The 23,793-nt window shown below is 34.6% G+C and carries 24 protein-coding genes; 16 read left to right on the top strand and 8 right to left on the bottom strand.

All coding sequences use genetic code 11. The features are described from left to right. The first annotated feature begins 34 nt into the window (after window positions 1-34). The 5 genes from argF (at window position 35) to ACZ5EP_RS04760 (ending at window position 2,916) form a co-directional block, all read left to right on the top strand. On the top strand, window positions 35-964 hold the full coding sequence (gene argF, locus ACZ5EP_RS04780; RefSeq protein ID WP_464508174.1) for an ornithine carbamoyltransferase: 930 nt from the start codon (window positions 35-37) through the stop codon (window positions 962-964). Beyond that, a complete protein-coding gene (locus tag ACZ5EP_RS04775) occupies window positions 949-1,326 on the top strand; it encodes a DUF2603 domain-containing protein (RefSeq protein WP_464508173.1) in 378 nt (125 codons plus the stop codon). Before argF ends, ACZ5EP_RS04775 begins: the two co-directional genes overlap by 16 nt. 91 nt (window positions 1,327-1,417) lie before the next feature. Further along, window positions 1,418-2,167 (top strand): peroxiredoxin, encoded by a 750-nt coding sequence (locus ACZ5EP_RS04770; RefSeq protein ID WP_127679653.1) that lies wholly within the window; start codon window positions 1,418-1,420, stop codon window positions 2,165-2,167. Window positions 2,168-2,239: 72 nt separating this feature from the next. Beyond that, window positions 2,240-2,641, top strand: coding sequence for a Fur family transcriptional regulator (locus ACZ5EP_RS04765; RefSeq protein WP_464508172.1), 402 nt, complete (start codon window positions 2,240-2,242; stop codon window positions 2,639-2,641). Then, entirely contained in the window at window positions 2,641-2,916 is a 276-nt protein-coding gene (locus tag ACZ5EP_RS04760; RefSeq protein WP_464508171.1) for a DUF503 family protein, read from the top strand. Before ACZ5EP_RS04765 ends, ACZ5EP_RS04760 begins: the two co-directional genes overlap by 1 nt. Here the strand turns inward: ACZ5EP_RS04760 and pyk are convergent. The 8 genes from pyk to napA all read right to left on the bottom strand — a co-directional run bounded on the left by pyk (window position 2,913) and on the right by napA (window position 11,127). Then, window positions 2,913-4,295, bottom strand: coding sequence for a pyruvate kinase (pyk, locus tag ACZ5EP_RS04755; protein ID WP_464508170.1), 1,383 nt, complete (start codon window positions 4,293-4,295; stop codon window positions 2,913-2,915). The genes ACZ5EP_RS04760 and pyk overlap by 4 nt on opposite strands. 98 nt (window positions 4,296-4,393) lie before the next feature. Next, window positions 4,394-4,738 carry a chaperone NapD gene (locus ACZ5EP_RS04750; protein WP_464508169.1) on the bottom strand — a complete coding sequence of 115 codons (345 nt, stop codon included), beginning with the start codon at window positions 4,736-4,738 and terminating at the stop codon, window positions 4,394-4,396. Between the two features lie 10 nt (window positions 4,739-4,748). Then, window positions 4,749-5,690 (bottom strand): WD40 repeat domain-containing protein, encoded by a 942-nt coding sequence (locus ACZ5EP_RS04745; RefSeq protein WP_464508168.1) that lies wholly within the window; start codon window positions 5,688-5,690, stop codon window positions 4,749-4,751. Between the two features lie 9 nt (window positions 5,691-5,699). Continuing rightward, window positions 5,700-6,170: a 4Fe-4S dicluster domain-containing protein gene (locus tag ACZ5EP_RS04740; RefSeq protein ID WP_127679665.1), complete on the bottom strand. Its 471-nt coding sequence runs from the start codon at window positions 6,168-6,170 to the stop codon at window positions 5,700-5,702. Then, window positions 6,170-6,649 carry a nitrate reductase cytochrome c-type subunit gene (locus ACZ5EP_RS04735; protein ID WP_464508167.1) on the bottom strand — a complete coding sequence of 160 codons (480 nt, stop codon included), beginning with the start codon at window positions 6,647-6,649 and terminating at the stop codon, window positions 6,170-6,172. The genes ACZ5EP_RS04740 and ACZ5EP_RS04735 overlap by 1 nt, the downstream gene beginning before the upstream one ends. Continuing rightward, window positions 6,630-7,475: a quinol dehydrogenase ferredoxin subunit NapH gene (gene napH / locus ACZ5EP_RS04730; RefSeq protein ID WP_464508166.1), complete on the bottom strand. Its 846-nt coding sequence runs from the start codon at window positions 7,473-7,475 to the stop codon at window positions 6,630-6,632. The genes ACZ5EP_RS04735 and napH overlap by 20 nt, the downstream gene beginning before the upstream one ends. Then, window positions 7,463-8,284 carry a ferredoxin-type protein NapG gene (gene napG / locus ACZ5EP_RS04725; protein ID WP_464508165.1) on the bottom strand — a complete coding sequence of 274 codons (822 nt, stop codon included), beginning with the start codon at window positions 8,282-8,284 and terminating at the stop codon, window positions 7,463-7,465. Before napG ends, napH begins: the two co-directional genes overlap by 13 nt. Before the next feature lie 8 nt (window positions 8,285-8,292). Beyond that, window positions 8,293-11,127: a nitrate reductase catalytic subunit NapA gene (gene napA, locus ACZ5EP_RS04720; protein ID WP_464508164.1), complete on the bottom strand. Its 2,835-nt coding sequence runs from the start codon at window positions 11,125-11,127 to the stop codon at window positions 8,293-8,295. 245 nt (window positions 11,128-11,372) lie between these two features. Here napA and ACZ5EP_RS04715 point away from each other — a divergent pair, with 245 nt between their 5' ends. From ACZ5EP_RS04715 to ACZ5EP_RS04665, 11 genes are all read left to right on the top strand, one after another. Beyond that, window positions 11,373-12,020: a response regulator transcription factor gene (locus ACZ5EP_RS04715; protein ID WP_464508163.1), complete on the top strand. Its 648-nt coding sequence runs from the start codon at window positions 11,373-11,375 to the stop codon at window positions 12,018-12,020. Beyond that, window positions 12,007-13,623, top strand: coding sequence for a sensor histidine kinase (locus tag ACZ5EP_RS04710; RefSeq protein WP_464508162.1), 1,617 nt, complete (start codon window positions 12,007-12,009; stop codon window positions 13,621-13,623). Before ACZ5EP_RS04715 ends, ACZ5EP_RS04710 begins: the two co-directional genes overlap by 14 nt. A 99-nt stretch (window positions 13,624-13,722) precedes the next feature. After that, on the top strand, window positions 13,723-14,280 hold the full coding sequence (locus ACZ5EP_RS04705) for a cytochrome c3 family protein (RefSeq protein ID WP_464508161.1): 558 nt from the start codon (window positions 13,723-13,725) through the stop codon (window positions 14,278-14,280). Between the two features lie 253 nt (window positions 14,281-14,533). Continuing rightward, window positions 14,534-14,956 (top strand): thioredoxin family protein, encoded by a 423-nt coding sequence (locus tag ACZ5EP_RS04700; RefSeq protein WP_464508160.1) that lies wholly within the window; start codon window positions 14,534-14,536, stop codon window positions 14,954-14,956. Then, the gene (locus ACZ5EP_RS04695) at window positions 14,953-17,409 is read left to right on the top strand and encodes a cytochrome c biogenesis protein (RefSeq protein ID WP_464508159.1); all 2,457 of its coding nucleotides are present in this window, start codon (window positions 14,953-14,955) and stop codon (window positions 17,407-17,409) included. Before ACZ5EP_RS04700 ends, ACZ5EP_RS04695 begins: the two co-directional genes overlap by 4 nt. Before the next feature lie 2 nt (window positions 17,410-17,411). Next, entirely contained in the window at window positions 17,412-18,671 is a 1,260-nt protein-coding gene (gene hemA / locus ACZ5EP_RS04690) for a glutamyl-tRNA reductase (RefSeq protein ID WP_464508158.1), read from the top strand. 70 nt (window positions 18,672-18,741) lie between these two features. After that, window positions 18,742-19,764: a uroporphyrinogen decarboxylase gene (hemE, locus tag ACZ5EP_RS04685; protein ID WP_464508157.1), complete on the top strand. Its 1,023-nt coding sequence runs from the start codon at window positions 18,742-18,744 to the stop codon at window positions 19,762-19,764. Beyond that, window positions 19,764-20,744, top strand: a complete 981-nt coding sequence (hemB, locus tag ACZ5EP_RS04680) for a porphobilinogen synthase (protein WP_464508156.1) — start codon at window positions 19,764-19,766, stop codon at window positions 20,742-20,744. The genes hemE and hemB overlap by 1 nt, the downstream gene beginning before the upstream one ends. A gap of 41 nt (window positions 20,745-20,785) precedes the next feature. Then, window positions 20,786-21,661, top strand: coding sequence for a hydroxymethylbilane synthase (hemC, locus tag ACZ5EP_RS04675; protein ID WP_464508155.1), 876 nt, complete (start codon window positions 20,786-20,788; stop codon window positions 21,659-21,661). Window positions 21,662-21,672: 11 nt separating this feature from the next. Further along, on the top strand, window positions 21,673-23,052 hold the full coding sequence (hemN, locus tag ACZ5EP_RS04670) for an oxygen-independent coproporphyrinogen III oxidase (RefSeq protein ID WP_464508154.1): 1,380 nt from the start codon (window positions 21,673-21,675) through the stop codon (window positions 23,050-23,052). 10 nt (window positions 23,053-23,062) lie between these two features. Then, window positions 23,063-23,755, top strand: coding sequence for a hypothetical protein (locus ACZ5EP_RS04665; RefSeq protein WP_464508153.1), 693 nt, complete (start codon window positions 23,063-23,065; stop codon window positions 23,753-23,755). Window positions 23,756-23,793: the final 38 nt, after the last annotated feature.

Genomic DNA, 23,793 nt, shown 5'->3' with positions numbered 1-23,793 from the left:
TAAATAAAAGCCATTATGAATAAAAGGATATAAATTGAGACATTTTTTATGGTTGTGTGATTACACAAAAGAAGAAATAAAAGAGATTATAGAATTGGGTTTTCAGATTAAAAAAGAAACAAAAAACGGCGTATACAAACCCTATTTAAAACATCAGCAGCTTGCCATGATTTTTGAGAAAAGTTCTACACGGACCAGAGTATCGTTTGAAGCCGGAATAAATCAGCTGGGAGGCAACGGGCTGTTTTTAAGTTCGAGAGATATTCAGCTCGGACGGGGCGAGCCTCTTAAAGATACGGCGAGGGTAATTACAAGAATGGTTGATTTGGTGATGATAAGAACATTCGGTCAGGAAAGACTTGAAGAGTTTGCCGAATATTCTAAAGTACCGGTAATAAACGGTTTAACGGATTTATGCCATCCGGTACAGCTTCTGGCTGATTTAATGACAATGATTGAATTTGATAAATTCGATTTTAATTCTCCTGAAAATACGACTGTCGCATATGTGGGTGACGGCAATAACATGGCTAACTCTTGGGCTGTTTTGGCTGCTAAATTAGGATTTTCTTTAAGAATTGCGACACCTCAGGGTTATGAAATTGATGAAAGTATAAGAGTAAAAGCGTTGGAGTTTGCAGAAAAATCAGGCGCTAAAATCGAGTTTTTATATGATCCTAAAGCTGCTGTTAAAGATGCGGATGTCGTTACCACCGATACTTGGGTCAGTATGGGACAGGAAGACGAAAAAGAGAAAAGAATAAATGATTTTAAAGGTTTTGAGGTAGATGCCGGGTTGATGAATTTAGCTAAAAAAGACGCAATATTTTTACACTGTCTTCCTGCATACAGAGGATATGAGGTTAGCGAAGAAGTTTTTGAAAATCACGCTGATGAAATATTCAGCGAAGCGGAAAACAGATTACATGCTCAGAAAGGATTGATGGTTTGGCTGAAGAAGTAGCAAAAAAACTGAATATAACTGAAAAAACAGTTGTTGAGTGTAAAGATTTTGAAATAATTGAAGGTAATCTGGACAGTCCTCTTTGGATTTTAATGATTCAAGACAAACTTAAAATAGTTTTGGAAGTTGATGAATATATGAAACTGATGGAAACGCTTAAAAATGTTATGAAAGAAAACTTTGAGCTTAAATTGGAAAAAGCGATATTAAGTGAGTTTCCGGTAGATTATGATGACGTTAAAGCTGTTGTTTTGGAAGAAATGAAACAAAATGAAAACGCGACTATTGATGAAATATTAAATAAAGTAAAATTAGAACATCCTAATCTTTTTTATAATCTGGATTTAGATAAAATCTTCTAAAGGAAAAATTTTTTCCTTTTTGTTAAATTATCCTTGACAAAAAAGTTTTTATTGATTATAATTGCAATGTAAAAAATAATGGAGGTGCCACATGGCATGTGAAAAAGATACAAAAACAGCAATAAAAGATGAAAAAACAACAAAACCAGAGGAGGTAATTATGGAAGAAATTAAAACACAAGAAGGCGTATTGGTATTAAAAGAAATGCCTGAATTTAAAATGGAAGCATATAATGCGGAAACAGGAAACTATACAGAAGTATCTAGTGAAGATTACAAAGGTAAATGGACTGTAGTATGTTTCTATCCTGCAGACTTTACATTCGTATGTCCTACTGAAATAGCGGCAATGAATGCGGCGTTACCGTTTTTAAAAGAATTAGACGTAGAAGTTTTAGCGGTATCAACTGATACAAAATTCTCACACAAAAGATTTGTTGAAACTGAGCCTTTATTAAAGGATCTTAAACTTACAATCGCAGCTGACCCGACTGGTGAAGTTACAAGAAAATTCGGTGTAATGATCGAAGGTGCAGGTCTTGCTCTTAGAGGAAGATTTTTAATTAATCCTGACGGAGTGATTGTTGCTCAAGAAGTTCAAGCTCCGCCTGTAGGTAGAAGCGTAAAAGAATTCTTAAGACAAATCATTGCTCATCAGCATGCATATAAAACTGGTGAAGTTTGTCCTGCAAACTGGAAACCTGGTAAAAAAACATTACCTGTAAACACTGATATTGAACCAATGACTGGAAATGTTGGAGCTTATGTAACTTTAGCTGATTTAGTAGATGCTGAAGACGTTAAAGAAATGGAAGAAATGGTAAAAGCTTTTAAAGCTTAATTTCTTCCTTTTTTATATTTGAAAAAGTATAATTTCATATATTTTTTCAAATATAAATTATGAAAGGCACTAATGAAAGAACTTAAAACACTGTTGGAAGAATCAAGCCTCAAAATAACTCCTCAAAGACTAGCTATACTTAAAGAACTTGAGAAAAAAGGACATGCTAGTATTGAAGAAATATATGAAGATATCAGAGATTTTTTTCCTTCCATATCACTGGCTACGATTTATAAAAACATAACCGCTTTAAAAGATGAGAATATAATAAGTGAAATTTGCCTTCATCATAAACCTAAATTCGAAATTACAAAAGAGCCTCATGCGCATTTTATATGTAAAAAATGCGGCAAAGTGGAAGATGTGCCTTTTAGCGATTTAATTAAAGGCGAAATAGAAAAGCAGTATCCTGACGCACAGAAAGAATTATATATTTATGGAATATGCAAAGAGTGTAAAAACAGTAAACAGTAATGGTAATAGTTAATCTGATTGCCGATTTTGATCTTCCTTTTGTGTTTTCTTTAAAAGAAAGACGAAAAATAGTCAATTCGATAAAAGACAGACTCAAAAAATTTAACGTATCGGTATTGGATATTTCAGACGAATATCCTAAAGAAGCATCAATAGCTATCGTTTTTGCGGCTCATAACGAAAAAATAGCTGGAGAAATAAAAAGAAACATTGAAGAATTTCTTTTTAAGAATTTTCCTGAAATCGAATTTGTGTTTGATGCAGAAATTATTTAAATTTCAATAACCCTTATCATATTTGTAGTGCCTTCTTTTCCGACTAAACTTCCCATTGTGACTATTACCATGTCGCCTTTTTTAAAACATCCCGTTTTAATAGCAAGAATTTTAAATTTTTCAATCAGTTTTTCAGGGTTTTTTATTTTAGGAATTTCAAAAAGCGGTTTTACACCCCATACCATATTAAGTTTTCTGCTTGTTTCTCTGCTGTGTGTTACGGCAAAAATAGGGGCTTTAGGCCTATATTTTGCGATGCTTTTTACTGTCGTACCGCTGCTCGTGAAACAGATAATGCCTTTTGGAGATATTCCTCTGCATAAGTCGGAAACACTTGCGGCTATTGCGTCTTTATCTTCTATTTCATATTTTTTGTAGTAAGGATAGATATTTTGTGTTTCAAGGATTACGTTTTTTAAAGTTTCAACCGCTTTTACCGGATATTTTCCGACTGTGGTTTCGTCGCTGAGCATTACTCCGTCGCTTCCGTCCATTACAGCGTTTGCCACGTCGCTTACTTCCGCTCTGGTCGGAAAAGGCGAATTGACCATAGAAAGCAGCATCTGTGTAGCAGTAATTACCGGTTTTTTCAGTTTATTTGCGCGTCTTATAATCTTTTTTTGGATAACAGGCACTTTTTCTATTCCCACTTCTATTCCCAAGTCACCTCTTGCAACCATTACACCGTCACTTACTTCTAATATTTCATCAAGGTTTTCAACTGCCTGTTTTGTTTCAATTTTCGCTATCACCCACGGACTTGCACCGTTTTGTTTAAGTATTTCTTTAGCTTTTAAAATGTCTTTTTTTGAATTTACGAATGAAATTGCCACTATATCAACGCCGTTTCTTGCTCCAAAAGCCAAATCCTTTTCGTCTTTTGGAGTAATGGCGGAAATTTTGAGTTTTGAATGAGGGAAATTTACTCCTTTTCTGCTTGATAAAACACCTTCGTTTTTTACTTCAAGCGTAAGTGAATTGCTGTCTTTGTCTATAACCTTTGTTCTTATGCTTCCGTCAGCAAAAAATACATATTCTCCTATATTAACGTGGTCTATTATTTCAGGATACGTAAGTGTTAAATCATACAGACTTTCCGGATGTTTTTTTACTAGGCGTATTTTATCTCCTCTTTTTAATTCTAAGAACCCGTTTATTTCACCTATTCTTATTTTAGGACCGCTTATATCCTGCAGAATCGCCGTTTTGCTGTCAAGCTGTTTGGATATGCTGCGTATTGTTTTTATAGAATGTCTATGTGTTTTGTGGTCAGCATGTGAAAAATTCAATCTGAATATATCAACACCCGCTTTAATCATCTGTTCTATTTTATCTGATGAAGACGGTCCGAGTGTGGCTACAATTTTTACTTTTTTCATTTATTCCCTTTATTCAGTGTTGTAATATTATATCAAATTCAAAAAGTAAGATTAAACTTGTATGCTGGAATATATGGAAAAGCGGAAATGGGAAGAAATTAATATTTCTTTTTTAAACTTCCGAAGTAAGCCACTTCTTCAGCTTTTTTATCTTTATTTAATTCTTCGACTGTATTGTCTAGGTCTATATTTTCTCTTAATTTATCAAGTTCTTCTTCACAATAGCTCATATGCATATCTGCACTGATAATCATAGGCATCTGTTCTATTTTTGACAGTTTTTCTATTTCTTCTTCAACGGTTTCACCTTCAATTGTAATAATAATCACACCTTTTTCTTTTTCACCGAAATGTACGTCACAGAATTCGCATTCCTGTAAATTAAGCCATACTGCGTCATAATTTTCCGGTCTTGTTTTAACGATAATACTTGAAATGTTCATATTGCTCCTTTTATTTTAATTTCCATATGAGTATTTCTGCCGGAGAAAAACTCAGTATTGTTTTGTCGTTTAAAAATATAATACCGTTTAAAGCCATAGTGTGGCCTTTTAATTTATACAGAAGTTTATTATATATTGAATAAACCGCTATGTCGTTGTTTTCGTCATATTGTAATGCGAATAGTGATGCGTCTGGGCTTAATGCAGCACCGTAAGGTAAAAAATTCATTTTCAGCGTTAATTTAGAATAGCCAGTATTGAGATCGTATATTCCAACTCTCATATCGCTGCTGCCGTTAATAACCAGATTTTTTTTAATATCGCAGCTTATTGTTTTGTCTTTGTTGAAACCGTTTATTTCTTTTAGTTTTTTGCCCGTATTGATGTCTACTATTTTTAAAGCACCGCTTTCATCGCCAAAAACGGCAATATTTCTTTTTTTATCCAAAGCATATGTTGAAAAAACGTAATTTCCTATCTGTTTTCTGTATATGTTTTTTTTATGCTTTAAATCATACAAAATTGCTTCATCGCTTAAGAGGGCGAAAAATATTTTGTTATTGCCTATAAAAGTTCCTTTCATTAAGGTTTCTTTGGTTGTGAAGATATGATCAAGTTTATGTGTTTTAAAGTGATATATAAACAATACTCTCTTTGCATCCTCACCTTCGGCCAATATCATTAATTTTTGATTATCAGGTGAAATATCAAGCGAGTAAATAGGCATAGAAATCAAATCTCCCATAAAATCATGTATTTTAGGAAGTTTTATTTCATATAAATTTTTAAGAGTTTTGAAATCTTTTATAATAATCTGTCCGTTTTCGAGTCCGGCAATCAGATATTTTTTGTTTAAAGTAACTTTTGATATATATCCGTCGTATGTGATTTTTTTAACCGGTGTCAATGCAAAAGCAAATATTGCAGTTAATAATATTAATAATTTTTTCATATTTTACCCCTATAGAGTTTTAATTTCTATAGCATCTGTCGGACAGACGCTTACGCAAAAACCGCAGCCGGTGCATTTATCCAAATCAATTACAGGATTAAACATACCTTTATAAATTATAGCATATTCTTCGCATATATCCTGGCATGAGAAACAGATTGTTTGATTCCATGCAATGCATTTTTTAGGATTGATTATCATCTGAGCATTTATAGTTTCTTTTTTATTTACTATTGATAATATACCTTTAGGGCAGGCATAGGCGCATTCGTCACAAAAAGTACATCCGGAACTGCTAAAGTCAAGTATCGGATATCCATTTTCAGTATTTATTATTTTTTCTTTACATGCAAGCAAACAATCTTTACTTTCACATTCTAAGCATTTTAAAAAATCTTCTTTTTTATCGTAATAAGGAGGATAGACAAAAGATTTAAAAGGAGAGCTTTTTACTCTCCCGAAAAAAGATCTTCTATCCATTACTTTCTTAAAGATTCGAATTTGTTTTCCACTACAGGGTTTAATTTAGCCTGAGGCGTATGACAAGTTGTACAGAAATATCTGCTTCCTGCTACTTTTGGTTCTTTTTTGTCTCCTGCGAAGTTATCAACAAAGTGGTCTGCCGGCATTGGAGTTACACCCATTGCTTTTGCGTTTGAAGGCAAGTGGCAGTTTAGACACATATTGTTTCCTACTTTAATTGGAACCATTCCTTTAACACTGTGCGGTATCATAGGAGGTGCAGTAACAAAAGAAGTCTTATAAGTTTTAACTTTTCCAGGAATCGGAGCCTGATTGTTATATTGAATTACCGGTAGATTTTGAGAATCTGCATTTAGGCTCGCTTCTCTTATTCCTGTAACTTTCACTTCTTTATTTGATGAAGCAGTTGTTGTTGTTTGACAACCTGTAAATATAAATCCTGCAATTAAGGCAGAACTAATTAGTAGTTTTCTCATTTTTTTCTCCTTTTGAGTTAATATAATTTCTTAATGAAAATTTTAGTGCATTATCCTCACACACTTCAATACATCTGCCGCAGTTTGTACATTCTATTCCATTAATAAAGCTGTTTTTTTTATCAATTACCGGTGTTAAAACCTGTACTTCCGGGCAAACCATTAGACATTCACCGCAGTTCGTACAGTTGTCTTTATTATGATAAACACGAATTAAACTTTTAGAACCTATTATGCTGTACATGGCTCCAACGGGACAAATATGACCGCACCAGCCGTTTTTTAAGACAAATGCGTCAAAAATGAAAATAGTTACAAGCCATACCCAGCCAAAACCGACGCTAAAAGCGACGCTTCTTGTAAAAATACCGATAGGGCTGATAAATTCAAAAGCCGCCGCACCTATAAAAATAGAAGCTAGCAGCAGTACAACCATAAATACATACCTGAACTGTCTTGTTTTTGTAGGGCTTATTAAATTGTCTTTTTCATGATGGGTTTTTCTTCTTACCCATGATGCCAAATCTGTAATCAAATTAACAGGGCATACCCAGCTGCAATACGCTCTTCCGCCGATTAAACCGTAAAAGAATAAAATAATCAGTGCTCCGATTATCAGATCTGCACTTATTGCCGCTCCGGCAAACAGCATCTGTAATACTGCATACGGATCTGCCAGCGGTATTTTGTCAAACAGTTTTGAAAAACTTAAATTCCCTACTAATATTTTTAATCCCCAAGCATTTGCCGCAAAATATAAAAACAGAATTGTAAGCTGAGATATTCTACGTAAGATCAGATATCTGTGTTTTATTATTGATCCCATGTTACGCCTTGATTAAGATTTTGTATAGCACTTTCTTTGCTTCTTCCGGTTACTGTTTTAGTATTGGTTGAAGCGTCTTTTACTCTTTGCTGATCTTTTTTATCCCAGCCTTTTACATATCTGTCTCCGGCTTTGCCTAATACGACTTCTCTTGGGAAAACTTTAATGGCGGCTTTTTCTGTTACACATGCCTGTTCGCACATGCCGCATCCCGTACAAGCGTCTTCGTGAACTACCGGTATTCTATAAGCGTGTTTACCGGTTCTTTTATTCTGTTTCCATTCTATTGTAATGGCCTTATCCATTTCAGGGCATGCTCTGTAGCATGCTGTACACTGTAATCCCCAAAATGCAATACAACTACTCGGATCTATAACTGCAACGCCCATTTTAGCGTAATCGATTGCAACTTCCCCTTTATCGTTTTCACACTTTTTAGGTGTAAGAGCGCCTGTTGGACAAGCATACATACAAGGAATGTCGTCGCACATAAAGCACGGCCCTGTCCTTGCGATAAAGTATGGTGTGCCGATAGGCGTACTGTCACCCGGTGCTCCCAATTTTAAGGTAATTATTTCTTTACCATCGATTATTATTTTATTTTCTCTGTTTTTACAAGCTTCTACACATAGCCCGCATCTGATACATGTTTTTAGAAAATCTTTTTCATCTAACGCACCAGGCGGTCTTAATGTCAGCTGCTTGTCTTTGTTTTCTTCAGCAAATCCGGCAACAATGGTGCCTGCAGCCGTAGCCGCCGCACCTGCCTGAATCAAATTTACTAAAAATGAGCGTCTTTTATTATCCATTTATATCCTTAAGCTTTATAAATTTTAACCGCTGCTTTTTTATAGTCAGTTTCTTTACTCATTGGACATGTTGCGTCAAGACATACTTTGTTGATTAAGATTTTTTCGTCAAACCAAGGAACGAATACCAATCCTCTAGGAGGTTTGTTTCTTCCTCTTGTTTCAACTCTTGCTTTAACTTTTCCTCTTCTTGATTCTATTACAACAAGGTCAAATCTTTCAACACCTAATTCTTTTGCGTCTTTAGGGTTCATGTAACATAATGCTTCAGGCATTGCTCTGTATAATTCAGGTACTCTCATTGTCATAGTACCACTATGCCAGTGTTCAAGAACCCTACCTGTACATAGCCAGAAGTTGTATCCGTCTTTATCGTATCTTGGATCTTCAGGGTGTACCATAAACGGTCTGAAGAATATTTTGGCTTTGTTAGCAAGGTGGATTTTACCTTTGCTTGGAATCGGATGTTTTAAGTTACCGATTTTAATTGTTTTTAGTAACGGTCCGTAGAATGCAAATTTTTCACCCGGTTTAGCGTATTTTCTTGCATATGGGTCGTATGAAGTGTTAAATCTCCATTTAGTTTCTTTGCCGTTAACTACAGGCCATCTAAGTCCTCTTACTTTTTGATAAGTATCAAATGATGCTAAGTCGTGACCGTGACCGATACCGAATTTTCTGTATTCTTCCCATAATGCTTTTTGAATGAAGAATCCGTAACCTTTCCATGGTTTACCGTCTTGTCCGATAATTTCTCTTCCGTCTCCTGCCGCTTCAGTGTTAGGATGAAGTTTTCCTGTACCAGGGTTTTTAGCAATTGGATCTGGCCATGGGAAGTTTTTGCGGTATTCAGGTCTGTTGAATAATACATCGAATAATGTATCATCAGGACTGTATCCCATAGCTTTTGCTTCTTCTAATACGTCTGGAAGAACTGTTCCGTTAGGAAGTTTCCATTCATGCCATACTTCTTTTAGTTTAAATCTTTTTGCAAATTCAGCCATTGTCCAGATATCAGTCATTGCCATACCCGGTGCAACAACTTGTTGTCTCCAGTGCTGAGTTCTTCTCTCTGCGTTACCGTAAGCTCCCCATTTTTCATAGATCATAGCTACAGGAAGAATTAAGTCTGCAACTCTTGCAGAAACACCAGGATAACATTCGTTAACTACAATAAAGTTGTCCATTGTTCTGGCCATTTTTAACCAGTGGTTTGCATTTGCAGTATTTTGCCATGGGTTGTTTACGTGTACCCAAGCCCATTTAATTTTACCTTGTTCCATATCTCTCATAATTTTAACAAAGTGGCTACCAACTTTAGGATTTAATGTTCCGTGAGGTAAATGCCATAGTTTTTCAGTAATTTTTCTGTGTTTAGGATTTGCTACTAATAAGTCTGCCGGTAATCTGTGTGCGAATGTACCAACTTCCCTTGCAGTACCACAGGCACTTGGCTGTCCAGTTAATGAGAATGCGCCGTTTCCAGGAAGCGACTGTTTACCAAGTAATAAATGAACCATGTAAACTATTTCGTTGATCCAGCTTCCTCTTACGTGCTGATTGAATCCCATAGTCCAGAAAGAAACGATTTTTCTGTTTGGATCACAGTAAAGGTCAGCAAGTTTTTGAAGTTTGTTTTTGAAGCTTTCTAATGATTCTTCAGGATCACCTTTTGCTACTTTAGCAACATAATCTAAATGATAAGGTTCAACCGCTTTTTTAAATTCTTCAAATGTAATTTGCCAGTGGAAGAACGGTGCTTTACCTTTTCTGTGTTTCATTTCCATCATTTCGCCGGCTTTCCATTTGCCGATAGGGCTAAGAGCAACCGCTTCTTCTTCTGTTACAACTTTGGCTGCTTGTTTTTTAATAGTCTGCATTTCTTTACTAGAATATCCTAGTTTTTCTGCAACACTAGGTTCTCTCATACCGTAACCTGTATCTACTGTACCAGTTGCGAATATAGTGTGTTTTTTAACGAAATCCCAGTTTACTGCGTTTCTTTTTAATATTTCTCTACCAATGTAGTTCATAATAGCAAGGTCTGTATTAGGTCTGAAAATAATTTCCATATCTGCAAGGTTTGAACATCTGTTTCTGTATGTTGATAGGTTTACAACTGTATATTTATCAGGGTTGTTCAGTTTTGCATCAGAAACCCTTGACCATAAAATTGGATGCATTTCTGCCATATTTGCACCCCATGTTATAACAGTATCAGTAAGTTCGATATCGTCATAACATCCTGCAGGTTCGTCAATACCGAATGTTTGATAGAAACCTACAACCGCACTTGCCATACAGTGTCTTGCGTTTGGATCGATGTTGTTACTTCTCCATCCGCCTTTTACTAATTTAACAGCTGCATAACCTTCTTGGATAGTATATTGCCCCGAACCGAATACCGCTACTCCGGTAGGACCTAATTCATTATAATATTTTTTAAACTGTTTTTCCATCTCATCGAAAGCTCTTTTCCAGCTTACAGGTCTGAATTGACCGTTTTTATCAAACTCGCCTTTATCGTTCATTCTAAGTAAAGGCTGAGTAAGTCTGTCTGCACCGTACATAATTTTTGCATTAAAATAACCTTTAATACAGTTAATACCTCTGTTGACCGGACTCTCAGGGTCACCTTTAACCGCTACGATTTTACCGTCTTTTACTGCTACCATAATACCGCATCCGGTACCGCAGAAACGACAAACCGCTTTATCCCACTGCCATCCGGCCTGAGTATTGTCAGCTGCTGCTTTTGCTTCGCTAGGAATTGAAATTCCGACTGCTGAAGCTGCTGCCGCCGCTGCTGTTGTTTTTAGAAATTCTCTTCTATTCATTGACATAAGCACTCCTTTTAAGCTTTTTACATAGTAATAATACAACTTTTTTCTTTAAATTTTACTTTTTTTTGACATTTAGCCTTAAAAAAGGCACATTATTGGCACTTTTAAATTAGATTAATGTCGTATTTAAGTAAGATTTTGAGTAAATTTTTATTAACTTTTTTTAGTACCGGATAAAATTTATAATTAAATTATTTTTTTATTACATAATAAGTTATGCTATAATTTTTCAAAAAAGGGCGTTAATGAAGATACTTTTGGTAGAAGACGACGAATTTATCGGAGAGAGTATAAAAGACTATTTAGAACTTCAAAATAACAGGGTCGATTATTACAGTTCGCCTTTAAAAGCGCTTGAAGAAGTTTATCCGAGTCATTATGATATATACTTATTAGATATTAATATGCCGGAAATGAACGGATATGAGTTTTATAATGAATTAAAAAGATACGCTAGCGATGTCCCTGTTATTTTTATCACGGCTTATTCCGATATGGACCACGTAGAAAAAGCTTTCGAGTTAGGTGCTGCGGATTATATAAAAAAGCCTTTTGAACTTAAGGAGCTTGAACTCAGAATAAAAAGACTTGTGTTTAAGAAAACAAGTGAAGTTAAAATTACGGATGATTATAAATTTGACGTTAAAAATTTAAAACTTTTTTATAAAGGCGAGGAAGTTGAACTTACTCCGAACGAAAAATATTTTTTAGAAATTTTAGTTAAAAATATCGGCCAGGTCGTTGATATGGAAACACTTAAAGATTACATCTGGGAAGAAAAAAGCGTATGTGACAATACATTGAGGACACAGGTCAAAAAATTAAGAGCGAAACTTAAAGAAAATTTCATTAAAAACGTAAGAGGAAGCGGGTATAAAATTGAGAAACAGTGATGATTTTAAATTTGATATAACGGTTGCGTTTGTAATTTTTGCTTTTTTAATTGTTGTTTCGCTAACATATATAAGTATATTTTTCTTTAATAAAATTTCCACTCAGGAATTTCAGGAAAAAGTTAAAATTTCCGCAGACAATATAGTACAGATTTATAAAACTAAAGAAGATCTTATAAGAAAAAGTACGCTTGCAATTGCAAACAGTGAACTTTTTTCTAACAATTTTAATATAAACCCGGAAATCATCTCTTCAATATTTAAAATATTTTTATCCGCAAACAGAGACTTTCTTAAAATAAAATATGTAAATCAGTATGGTAAAACGATTGTGTACTGTAAAAAAATTGATAAAGAAATAATATGCGGGGAAAATGATAAAAACAATTTTATTTTCAGAGATTTTAAACTTCAGACTTCTCTTTTTACAAAAGAAATAATGACGGATGAAGGTTTGAAATTCGAAACAATTTCTCCGATAAAAAAAGATCCAAAAAAAGGGTTTATTTTATTAGAATCCACGTTAAAGAGGCTGTTTTCAGGATCAAATAATTTTTATAATTTGTTGCTTATAGACAATAACGGCAATATTTACTACAGCAATTTTCTAAAGGCCAAAAGTATATTTGATCTTTTTACCTATACGCTTGCGGACAGAATAAAAAAGGCGGCAGATAAGTTTGTAACGGACGATATTTACGTCGTTCCCCTTAATAAAAAATTTAAACTCGTATTTATACAGAACAAAAAGCTGATTAACAAGACAAATGCTGTTTCTCAAAAACTTGCGATGATTATGATTTTGATTTCTATATTTTTGGCTATTCCTTTAGGTGTGTTTTTCTCAAAACCGCTTTATAATTTTTATAAAGACCTTGACAAACGCGTAAAAGACGAAATAGAAAAAACCAAAGAAAAAGAGCAGATACTTATGCATCAGAGCAAATTAGCCGCATTAGGGGAAATGCTCGGAAATATAGCACATCAGTGGAGACATCCACTGACAAGGCTGTCATTGCTTATTCAAAATATAGAAATGGCTTATAAAATGAATAAATTAGATGATGAAAGGTTTGAAAAATTTAAAAATAACGCATTAAGCCAGATTGAATATATGTCGCAGACTATTGACGATTTTACTAATTTCTTCAAAAAAGACACCAAGAAAGAAACCTTCTGTCCTAAAGAAATAATTGATAAAGCATTACAGCTGATGGAAGCAAGAATAAAACAAAATAAGCTTGAAATAATATACGACGTAAAAAACACTACGCCGATAGAAGGTTATAAAAGCGAATTTTCCCAGGTTATATTAAATATTATAAACAATGCGATAGACATACTTAAAGAAAGAAATATAGAAAATAAAAAAATATGGATAAGAATCAACGGTAAAACTATAGAAATAGAAGACAATGCGGGAGGCATTCCTGATGAAATTAAAGATAAAATATTCGAACCTTATTTTACGACAAAATTTCAGTCTCAGGGCACAGGAATAGGGCTTTATATGAGCAGGGTTATTATTACTCAGCATTTTAACGGAGAACTGTATGCATATAATTCTTCTAACGGAGCCGTGTTTGTTATTAAATTTAAATAATGTAGTATTTGTGTAATACACTTAAATATGAACGATTATTTAGCACTCTTTTAGCACTTTACTTATTTATAATTCCTTTAAAAATTGAAAAGGTGAAGAATGAAAAAAGCAACTTTAGGAGCGTTAATCGTTGGTGCTATAATCGGTCTTGGTATTTCTTATGTAGCGGCTGTGTTGGTGGATGTTACAGGTAAACCTAATTTTTGTGCTAGTTGTCATACAATGAAACCGATGGTAGAAAGTTTTCATCAGAGTGTTCACGGAGGAAACAACCCTCAGGGATTTGCAGTTCATCACTGTACAGACTGTCACTTGCCTAAAAATTCTTTAATCGGATATTTAATTGCAAAAGGTATAAGCGGTACAAGAGACGCAATGGCTGAATTTGGAATTATTTCAAAAGTTGATTTTAAAGAAAACTTCTGGGAAATGAAAAATTATACATATGACAGTGCTTGCTTACAGTGTCACCATATGGTAAAAGAACCTGAAAAAGCATTCGGAATGAGTGAAGAGAGCAGATATGCCCACGAACAGTACTGGAAAGAGAAAAAAGCAGGGAAAGATATCAGCTGTGTAAGCTGTCATAATGATTACAGCATGGTTAATTTTGCCCACCCTAACTTATTGGAAAGATTAAACGACGAAGAAAAATAAAAATTTTCTTCTTTTTTTCCATATAAATTTTTCTTATACACTTCAAATTTAATTTTAAAAGCTTCATAAACCGAAATCCTTTAATAATCGTAATTTATTTGTAACATAATATGTGATAAAAATATATTTCATCTATTTTTGGAAAAAAGCATATAAATTATTGTTATATTATGAACGATAATTCATAAAAAAACCCGAAAAATCGGTTGTTTTATGTAAAATTTTTGTTAAAATTCATAAAAAAAGGTTTGCCATGAAAAAGTTGTTTCTAGTTTTGATGCTAGCCGGCAGTCTGTTCGCAATAGACTGGAGCGGTAAAATTAACTGGGCTATGAGTTACAGTGTGGCTCAGAATATTGCGAAGTCCACCCATAAACTGATAATGGTGGATATAGGTCTGACGACATGTCCTCCGTGTATGTACTTAGCTGAAAAAGTATATACGGATCCGAAAGTCTCATCTTATATCAACAAAAATTTCGTTCCTGTATTTTATTTAGCCGATCAGGACGTGCTTCCTCCTACCGTACAAAATTACTTTACGGGCTCTACTCCTACAATTCTCTTTTTAAAACCTAACGGCGAGCTTGTTTACTCATTAATCGGCGCTAGACCTCCACAAACATTTTTACAAATTATTAAAAACGTAAATGAAAAATATAAAGGAAACAAATGATTAAAAAGTTATACAATGTGTTTTTCTCATTGGAAACTGCTGTAGTTCTGTCTTTGGTTTTTATATTAGGACAGATGTATGCGACTTTAGGTTTTAGCACTATGGCTCAGGCCTGGGGTTATGTTTATGAAACAAAATGGTTTGAAGCTATTATGTGGCTTTTAGGTATTAATTTAGTTGGTGTGATGTTAAGATATAAAACTTATAAAAAGCTACCGGTGTTTATACTGCATTTATCGGTGATTATTATATTGATCGGAGCGGCTGTTACCAGATATTTCGGGTATGAAGGCACGCTTCATTTAAGAAACGGTGAAACAAAAAGCGTTATAATGGTGGAAAAAAGTAAATCGAACCCTTCAAACGTTTATCCTAAAAAACTAGGTTTTGAAATAAGACTGGATAAATTCGTATTAAGAAAATATCCGGGAAGTATGCAGCCAAGCAGTTATGACAGTTATGTCACTGTTATAGACAAAGCTCACAATAAAACTTTTAAATATCATATATATATGAACCATATTCTGGTTTACAGAGGTTACAGATTTTATCAGGCAAGTTACGATATGGATGCGCAGGGAAGTATTTTATCAGTTAACCATGATCCCGGAATGTATATAACTTATTTCGGTTATGCTTTAATGGCTATCGGATTTTTCTGGAGTATGGCTTATAGAAGAAGCAGATTTATGCTTACAGTAAAAAAACTTAAACAAAGTGGACTGTTTGCGTTTTTATTAATGATGCTGCTTGGCAACGGTTATGTACATGCCAATGAAATAAACAATCTGCCTAAAATATCAAAGCAGGCTGCAGATTTATGGGCCCATGTGCTTGTCCAGCAAAGCGGTAGAATCGAACCTATGGATACGCTTGATTTGGATATTATTCATAAACTGACGCTTAAATCCAAAATGTACGGCTTAAGCTACAATCAGCTGGTAGCGGGAATGGTAGCATATCCTTCTAAGTATCAGAATCTGCCTCTTATATATGTGGGGCATCCAAAAATCAGAAAATTACTCGGAATTAAAGGTAAATATGCACCTTACAGCGCATTTTTCCTGCCTAACGGAGATTTCAGATTTTCAAAAGAGATAGATGAAGCGTTTAAAACACCGAATAAAGACAGAAATGTCCTGCAAAGGGAATGGATTAAAATTAACGACAGGGTTTATGTGGCTTTTGAAGTATATACGGCCAAAATATTTAAAATATTCCCGACTCCAAAAGCGGAAAAAATGAATTACAGATGGTTTAGTATTGCGGATATCGCACAGGCTGTGAAAATGAATCTTATGAATCCGATGGACGCACAGTTTTATTACAACATGTTTGCAAATCTTGCGGAAGCTATGAAAAACAACGATTTAAAAGCAATGAAGCAGATAGAAGAAAAAATTTACGCGTTGCAAAAAAATTACAGCGGAAAAATTTTACCTAGCGAAACAAAAGTAAAATGGGAAATTATTTATAACAGACTTCAAATATTCCCTAAACTTATAGGCGCATATACCCTTTTAGGTTTAATTGCGATTTTCTTAGGATTTTTTGAAATTATTAAACTGAAAAGATATAAAAAAGTTGAAACGGCTGTAGTTCTTTTCGGTTATTTGGCTTTATTGGTTCATACGGCAAATATGTTGTTAAGATGGTATGTTGCCGGTCATGCTCCTTGGTCGGATGCTTATGAGTCAATTATATTTATTGCATGGGGCAGTGCATTCGCATCGCTTGTCTTCTTTAGAAAATCTATGCTTGCGTTAGGTGCAGGTCTGTTTGTTGCGGGTATGTTTATGATGGTTGCACACTTAAACAACATATCTCCGCAGATTACGAATATGGTACCGGTGCTTAAATCGTACTGGCTGCTGATACATGTTGCGGTAATTACATCAAGTTACGGTTTCTTAGGTGTGGGAAGTATGCTTGGTCTGTTGAATCTTATTCTGTTTGCCATGAATAAAAAATATAAACTTGAAACACAAATAAAACAGTTAAACAACATTATTTACATTTCATTATATATCGGACTGGCTTTATTAAGTATCGGTACTTTCTTAGGCGGTGTTTGGGCTAACGAATCATGGGGTAGATACTGGTCTTGGGACCCTAAAGAAACATGGAGTCTTATTTCTATGATTGTTTACGCTTTGGTGATTCACGGAAAAATGATGCCGAAATTAAGAGGAGAATTTATATTTTCATTAATGAGCTTTTTAAGCTTCTTCTTTATTTTAATGACATATTTCGGAGTGAATTTCTATATTGCCCAGGGTCTTCACAGTTACGGTCAGGGAGTTGCGGACGGTTACGGATGGATCAATATTATCTTTGCGGGAATGGGTGCATGGTTTGCTATTGTAATTTTAGGGCTTGTTCAGAATATTTTAAACAAAGTGTCAAAACCTGTAAAAATAGACAACAACGAATACCATCCAGATAAAGGGTAATGATGTATTTTGTAATTAGTTTTAATTATAGAAACTCTGATGTCGTATTAAGAAGTAAATTAGCAAAACTCACTTTAGAAGATTTCAAAGACTTTAAAGAAGTCTTTCTTCTTTCCACCTGTAACAGAATAGAAGTTGTATTTGATAAAAAACAGGATTTAACAGAGCTTTACGATAAGGTATATAAAAAAGTTATAACACCGGAAGAGTTGGTAAAAGCTGAAGTTTACGAAGGCACAGACGCTATTGAGCATGTTTTTAAAGTTGCAGCCAGTCTTGATTCGATGGTTGTAGGTGAAACTCAGATTACGGGGCAGTTAAAAGAAGCTTTTTATGAGGCTTATGAAAAGCATTTTATCGGGCAGGATTTAACAAGGCTTATACATTTTTCTTTTAAATGTGCAAAAAAAGTCAGAAATCAGACACAAATATCAAGCGAACCTGTAAGTGTGGCTAGTATAGCCGTAAGAAGGGCGAAAGAAGAATTAAAAGATTTAAGCGGTTACAGCGCGGTTGTTGTGGGTGTCGGAGATACTGCAAGGATTGTATGTAAAAATTTAATAAAAGAGGGCGTAAACATAATTCTTGTAAACAGAACGGTTGAAAATGCTTTTGCTTTAAAAGAAGAATTGGGCGACGATGTAAATATAGACATACATTCTCTTGAAAAGCTTCCGAAATTAATAAACAATTACCGTCTTCTTTTCAGCGCTACGGCATCAAATTATCCGATTATAAGAAATGAAGACGTTAAACCTACCACTTTTAAAAGATTATGGTTTGATTTGGCGATACCAAGCGATATTGAAGATGATTTATGTGACGATATAACGTTAATAAAAGTAGATGACTTAAAAGAAATAAGTGAAAGAAATTTACAAAAAAGACAAGAAGAACTTAAATGTGCGAATGAACTGATTAAAAGATGTGTCGAAGAATTTGAAAAATACCTTCAGTCTGTTTCAATAGACCCTGTAATTAAGTTTTTGCAGGAAAAAGCACACGAATGTGCAGATACGGCTCTTAAAAATGCCGTTAAGAAAAAATACATTCCGGCAGAAGTGGCGGATGAAGTCGAAAAAGTTCTGCATAACGCTTTTAAAAGATTTCTTCATCATCCGAATATTACTCTTAGAAAAATGGCTGACAGCGCGGAAGTGGATGTTTTGGTCTCATCTGTCAAAAGACTTTTCGGTATGAACGGAGAAAGTATAGATATGAATAAGTGCGAGTATCATATGGAAAAAGGAATATTTAAATAAGCATGTAAGTTGATAAGCGGTTAAGTAGATAAGTTGTTATGATTATATGAAGAGGAAAAAAGGAGAATAAATGATATTTGTAGATGCGTGTTTTGGTAAAGAGACGGAATATACTCCCGTATGGATGATGAGACAGGCCGGAAGATATCTGCCTGAATATATGGAAGTAAGACGTAAAGTCGGAAATTTTCTTGATATGACGAGAAATCCGGAAGTAGTTGCGGAAGTGACTATTCAGCCTATTGACATACTTGACGTTGATGCGGCAATACTTTTCAGCGATATATTAAATCTTCCGATGGAAATGGGGCTGCCGTTAAGATTTGAAAAAGGCGTAGGACCTGTATTTGATAAAACGATAGATTCTGAAGAAGATATTGAAGCGCTTGACAGCAGCGCCGATGAAAAGCTTGAATACGTATATAAAGGTGTGAAACTTATTAGAGAAAGACTTCCTGAAGAAAAAGCTCTTATAGGATTCGCCGGAAGTCCTTGGACTATAGCTACTTATATGGTGGAAGGAAGAGGAAGTAAACAGTACGCAAAGATTAAAAAAATAGTTTATTCAAATCCTATGATGCTTCACAGACTTCTTGCGTTTAATACAAAAGAAACAATCGAATACCTTTCAAAGCAGATTGAAGCCGGTGCCAATGCGGTTATGGTATTTGACAGCTGGGGAGGTGCTCTTGAGAAAGAAAAGTTTTTTGAATTTTCATGGAATTATATGAAAGAAATAGCTAAAAACATTAAATCAAAATATCCTCATATTCCTGTGATTTTATTCTCTAAAGGAGTGGGTCTGTATATGGATGAAATGGACGGCGAATTTGACGTCGTGGGTGTTGACTGGGCTACACCGATTGACCATGCTTTAAGAATATTCAAAGACAACTATACCCTTCAGGGGAATATGGAACCGACCAGACTTTATTCGAAAACCGCCACGAAAGAAGCTGTACAGAAGATAGCTGACATAATGAAAGGCCACAGACATATATTTAACCTTGGACACGGAATACTTCCGGATGTTCCTGTTGAAAATGCAAAATATTTTGTAAATTTATGTAAAGAACTGACAAGGAGAGGTTAATGAACCTGAGAAGACTTAGACTAAATTCAAATTTAAGAGATATGGTTAGAGAAAACCATGTACATGTAGAAGATCTGATAATGCCTGTATTTATTAAAGAAGGGCTTGAGGGTAAAAATGAAATAAAATCTATGCCCGGAATTTACCAGTACGGTGAAAAAGAATTTTTGGATGAAATAGGCGAATGTATTGATCTTGGAATTAAAGCGGTAATACTTTTCGGTATTCCTAAACTAAAAGACAGTTGCGGCAGCGACGCTCTTGATGAAGAAGGTCTTATTGCTAGAAGCGTAAGAGCTGCAAAAAAAGCATTCGGAGACAAAATAGCTATTATTACAGATTTATGCTTTTGCGAATTTACGGATCACGGGCACTGCGGCATTATAAATCCTCATCTTAAAACTGTGGATAATGAAGCAACCTTGGAAATAAGCGCAAAACAGGCGATCGTTCACGCAAAAGCGGGTGCCGATATGATAGCGCCGAGCGGTATGATGGATAATATCATAGAAACGTTAAGAACGGCTCTTGATGAAAACGGATTTTCTCATATTCCTATTATGAGCTATTCAACTAAATTTGCAAGTGCGTTTTACGGACCTTTCAGGGATGCGGCTGAGAGTGCGCCTGTGGATAACGAATATGTGCCTAAAAACAGAAAAACATATCAGATGGATATAGCAAATTCGCGTGAAGCTCTGCTTGAAAGCATTATTGACGAAGCCGAAGGCGCAGATATTTTAATGGTAAAACCTGCACTTGCGTTTATGGATATTATAAAAGAGATAAAAGAAAACACTCTTAAGCCTTTATGTGTATATAACGTAAGCGGTGAATATTCTATGGTAAAAGCGGCGGCTCTTAACGGATGGATGGATTATGATACTTTAATGATGGAAATACTCACATCATTTAAAAGAGCGGGTGCGGATATGATTATTACATATCACGCAAAAGATGCAGCAAAATTAATTAAGTAATGGTATAATTTTTAAAAAAATATAAGTTATAAAGGGAGAAAATGAAATTAACAATAGCAACAAGAGGCAGCAAGCTTGCATTATGGCAGGCAGAATGGGTTAAAAGCAAACTAGAAAGTATGGGTCATGAAATAGACCTTAAAATAGTGACTACAACCGGAGATAAAATTCTTGACAAACCTCTAGCGGAAATCGGAGGAAAAGGACTTTTCATTAAAGAAGTGGAAGAAGCTCTTTTAAGAGGCGATGCGCAGATTGCGGTCCATTCACTAAAAGATTTTCCTACTCAGTATGAGACTGATCATTTTACATTAGCGGCAATTCCTGTGAGAGAATCTGTTGAAGATGTGTTTTTAAGTGAAAATTTTGAAACATTGGCGGAACTTCCTCACAATGCCGTTGTGGGTACGAGTTCAATCAGAAGAGCAATGCAGCTTAAAGCATTCAGGGAAGATCTTGTGATAACTGACCTTAGAGGTAATGTGGATACCAGAATCAATAAACTGAAAGACGGAAAATACGATGCTATTATATTGGCTAAAGCCGGCGTTAAAAGACTTGGACTGCTTAAAAGCGTTAAATATTTTGAAGTGTTGGATACAGATATAATGATCCCTGCAATGGGTCAGGGTGCGCTCGGAATTGAAACAATTAACGATCCGAAAGTTATCGAAGCTGTTAAACCTCTTAATGATTTCAGAACGCAGATCTGCGTAACGATTGAAAGAGATTTCGTTGATACCCTGAATCTTGGATGTCATGCCCCTGTAGGTGTTTATGCGAAAATAATGACAGACGACTCTATAAAAGTAAAAGCTGCGTTACTTAAAGATGACAAAATGATAAAAAAAGAGATTGTAATATCTTTTGACGAATGGGAAAATGCAGGTAAAGAATTTGCAAAAGAATTTATGTAATTGGAGACAACATGCAAAATAATAAATTTCAAAATGAAAAAATAGATTTTAAAAAACTTAGTAAATTTTCAAGGCATGCTCCTAGATACACAAGTTATCCTACGGCAGTGGAATTTAAAGATTTAAGTGAAGAGGATATTCTTCCTTTTTTAAAAGGCGACAAGCCTCTTAGTCTTTATTTTCATCTTCCTTTTTGTAAAAGCGCATGTTATTTCTGCGGATGTAATGTTGTATATACTTCAAAAGCAGATAAAAGAACAAGGTATATCGAGTATCTTGAAAAAGAACTTGAAACGCTGAGCAGACACCTTGATACTGACAGACTGGTAAGACAGGTTCATTTTGGCGGAGGAACTCCTACGTTTTTTACTCCCGAAGAGCTGGCCGAGGTATATTCTCTTATTAAAAAACATTTTAAAAATTATGAAGAAGATGCTGAAATCAGCGTAGAAATAGATCCAAGGTTTTTTTCAAAAGAGCATATGGACGTAATGAGGGAATTTGGTGTAAACAGAATAAGTTTCGGAGTTCAGGATTTTAATGAAGAAACTCAAAAAGCGGTAAATAGAATTCAGCCATTTGAAATTACAAAAAACGCTGTCGACATTGCCAGAAATGCCGGGATTAATTCAATAAATATCGATTTAATTTACGGACTACCGTACCAGTCGCTTGAAACGTTTAAAAAAACTCTTGATTTAGTATTAAAACTAAATCCGGACAGACTGGCGGTATTTAACTACGCACACGTGCCTTGGATGAAAAAAGGCATGAGAAAAATCGACGAGACAACTCTTCCGAGTCCTGAAGAAAAACTGAAAATATTTAAATATGTTATTGATTTTTTTGAAAATAACGGTTATATAATGGTTGGAATGGATCATTTTGCAAAACCTGAAGACGAACTGTTTAAAGCTATTGCAAAAGGAGAACTTCACAGAAACTTTCAGGGATATACGACAAAAGGCGGGGCCGATTTAATAGGTGTGGGGCTTACGTCTATCGGTGAAACCGAAGATGCGTATATGCAAAACTACAAAGATCTGAAATCTTACGAAAAAGCAGTTGATGAAGGTAAAATTCCCGTATTCAGAGGAGTTATATTAACTGAAGAAGATAAAATAAGAAAATATATTATTATGGAAATGATGGCTAATTTCAGCTTTGACATAAAACGTTTTGAAGAAAAATTCGGAATCAGCTTTTTTGATAAATTTGAAAATGAAATTAAAGAGCTTCAGGAGTTTGTTGACGAAGGTCTTGTAGAAATTACTCCTGAAAAAATAGAAGTGAATAAAACAGGAAGTCTGTTAATTAGAAATATTGTGCTTCCTTTTGATGAATATTTCAAAAAAATGCCGAATCAAAAGGTGTTTTCAAAATCTATTTAAAGGTTTAAAAATGGTTATATCAATAGGTAATTTACCACTAAAAGATATTAAAGCGGATGTCTTTTTACATCCGATAAAATATAAAGACAGCATTACATACGAACCTATGGCGGAGGAAGCCGTTATCGCGCTTATTGCCAAACATTTTACGTATGACAGTGTTCCGGAAGATGTTAAAGACTATTTTGACGAAATGGATGACGGTTATCTGTTTGGAGAAAGCAACTTTGATGAATTCGATCTTGAACAGCTTCAAAAAGGCAAAATATTAATAGGAAAAGACGTGCTTGCACATCCTAAACTTGAAAATATCAAAAGATTTCTTTGTCTTTTAAGGGATTTCGGAGGTTTCGAAATAGAGGGAATTGATCTGCCGGTATTTTTTGAACCAAGCGATCCTATACTTGAAGAAATTGTAAATGTAGAAAGAGAATATGAAATTGAATTGGAAGAAATAGACGAACTTGATACGTTTGACGGAAGTGTGGTATATTGCTGTTCTGACAGATTTGTTGTGAAAAAAGATGAAATTTTATGTTCTCAGCAGTTTGTAGTAGCAAATAAAATAAAATCTTTAACTATATTTGTGGACGGTGAACCTAAAAAACTGCATAAATTAAAAGAATTAAAAGGGACATTCGGCATTATTTTAAAAGATACTGATGATTATCCTTTTATAAGGGTTAAGATAGAAAACAGTTGATTTTCTTCTTTTTCTTTTATTAATAACTTACATTTTTC

This window comes from Nautilia abyssi (assembly GCF_055388085.1).
This window is presented reverse-complemented; position numbering and strand designations above follow the sequence as displayed.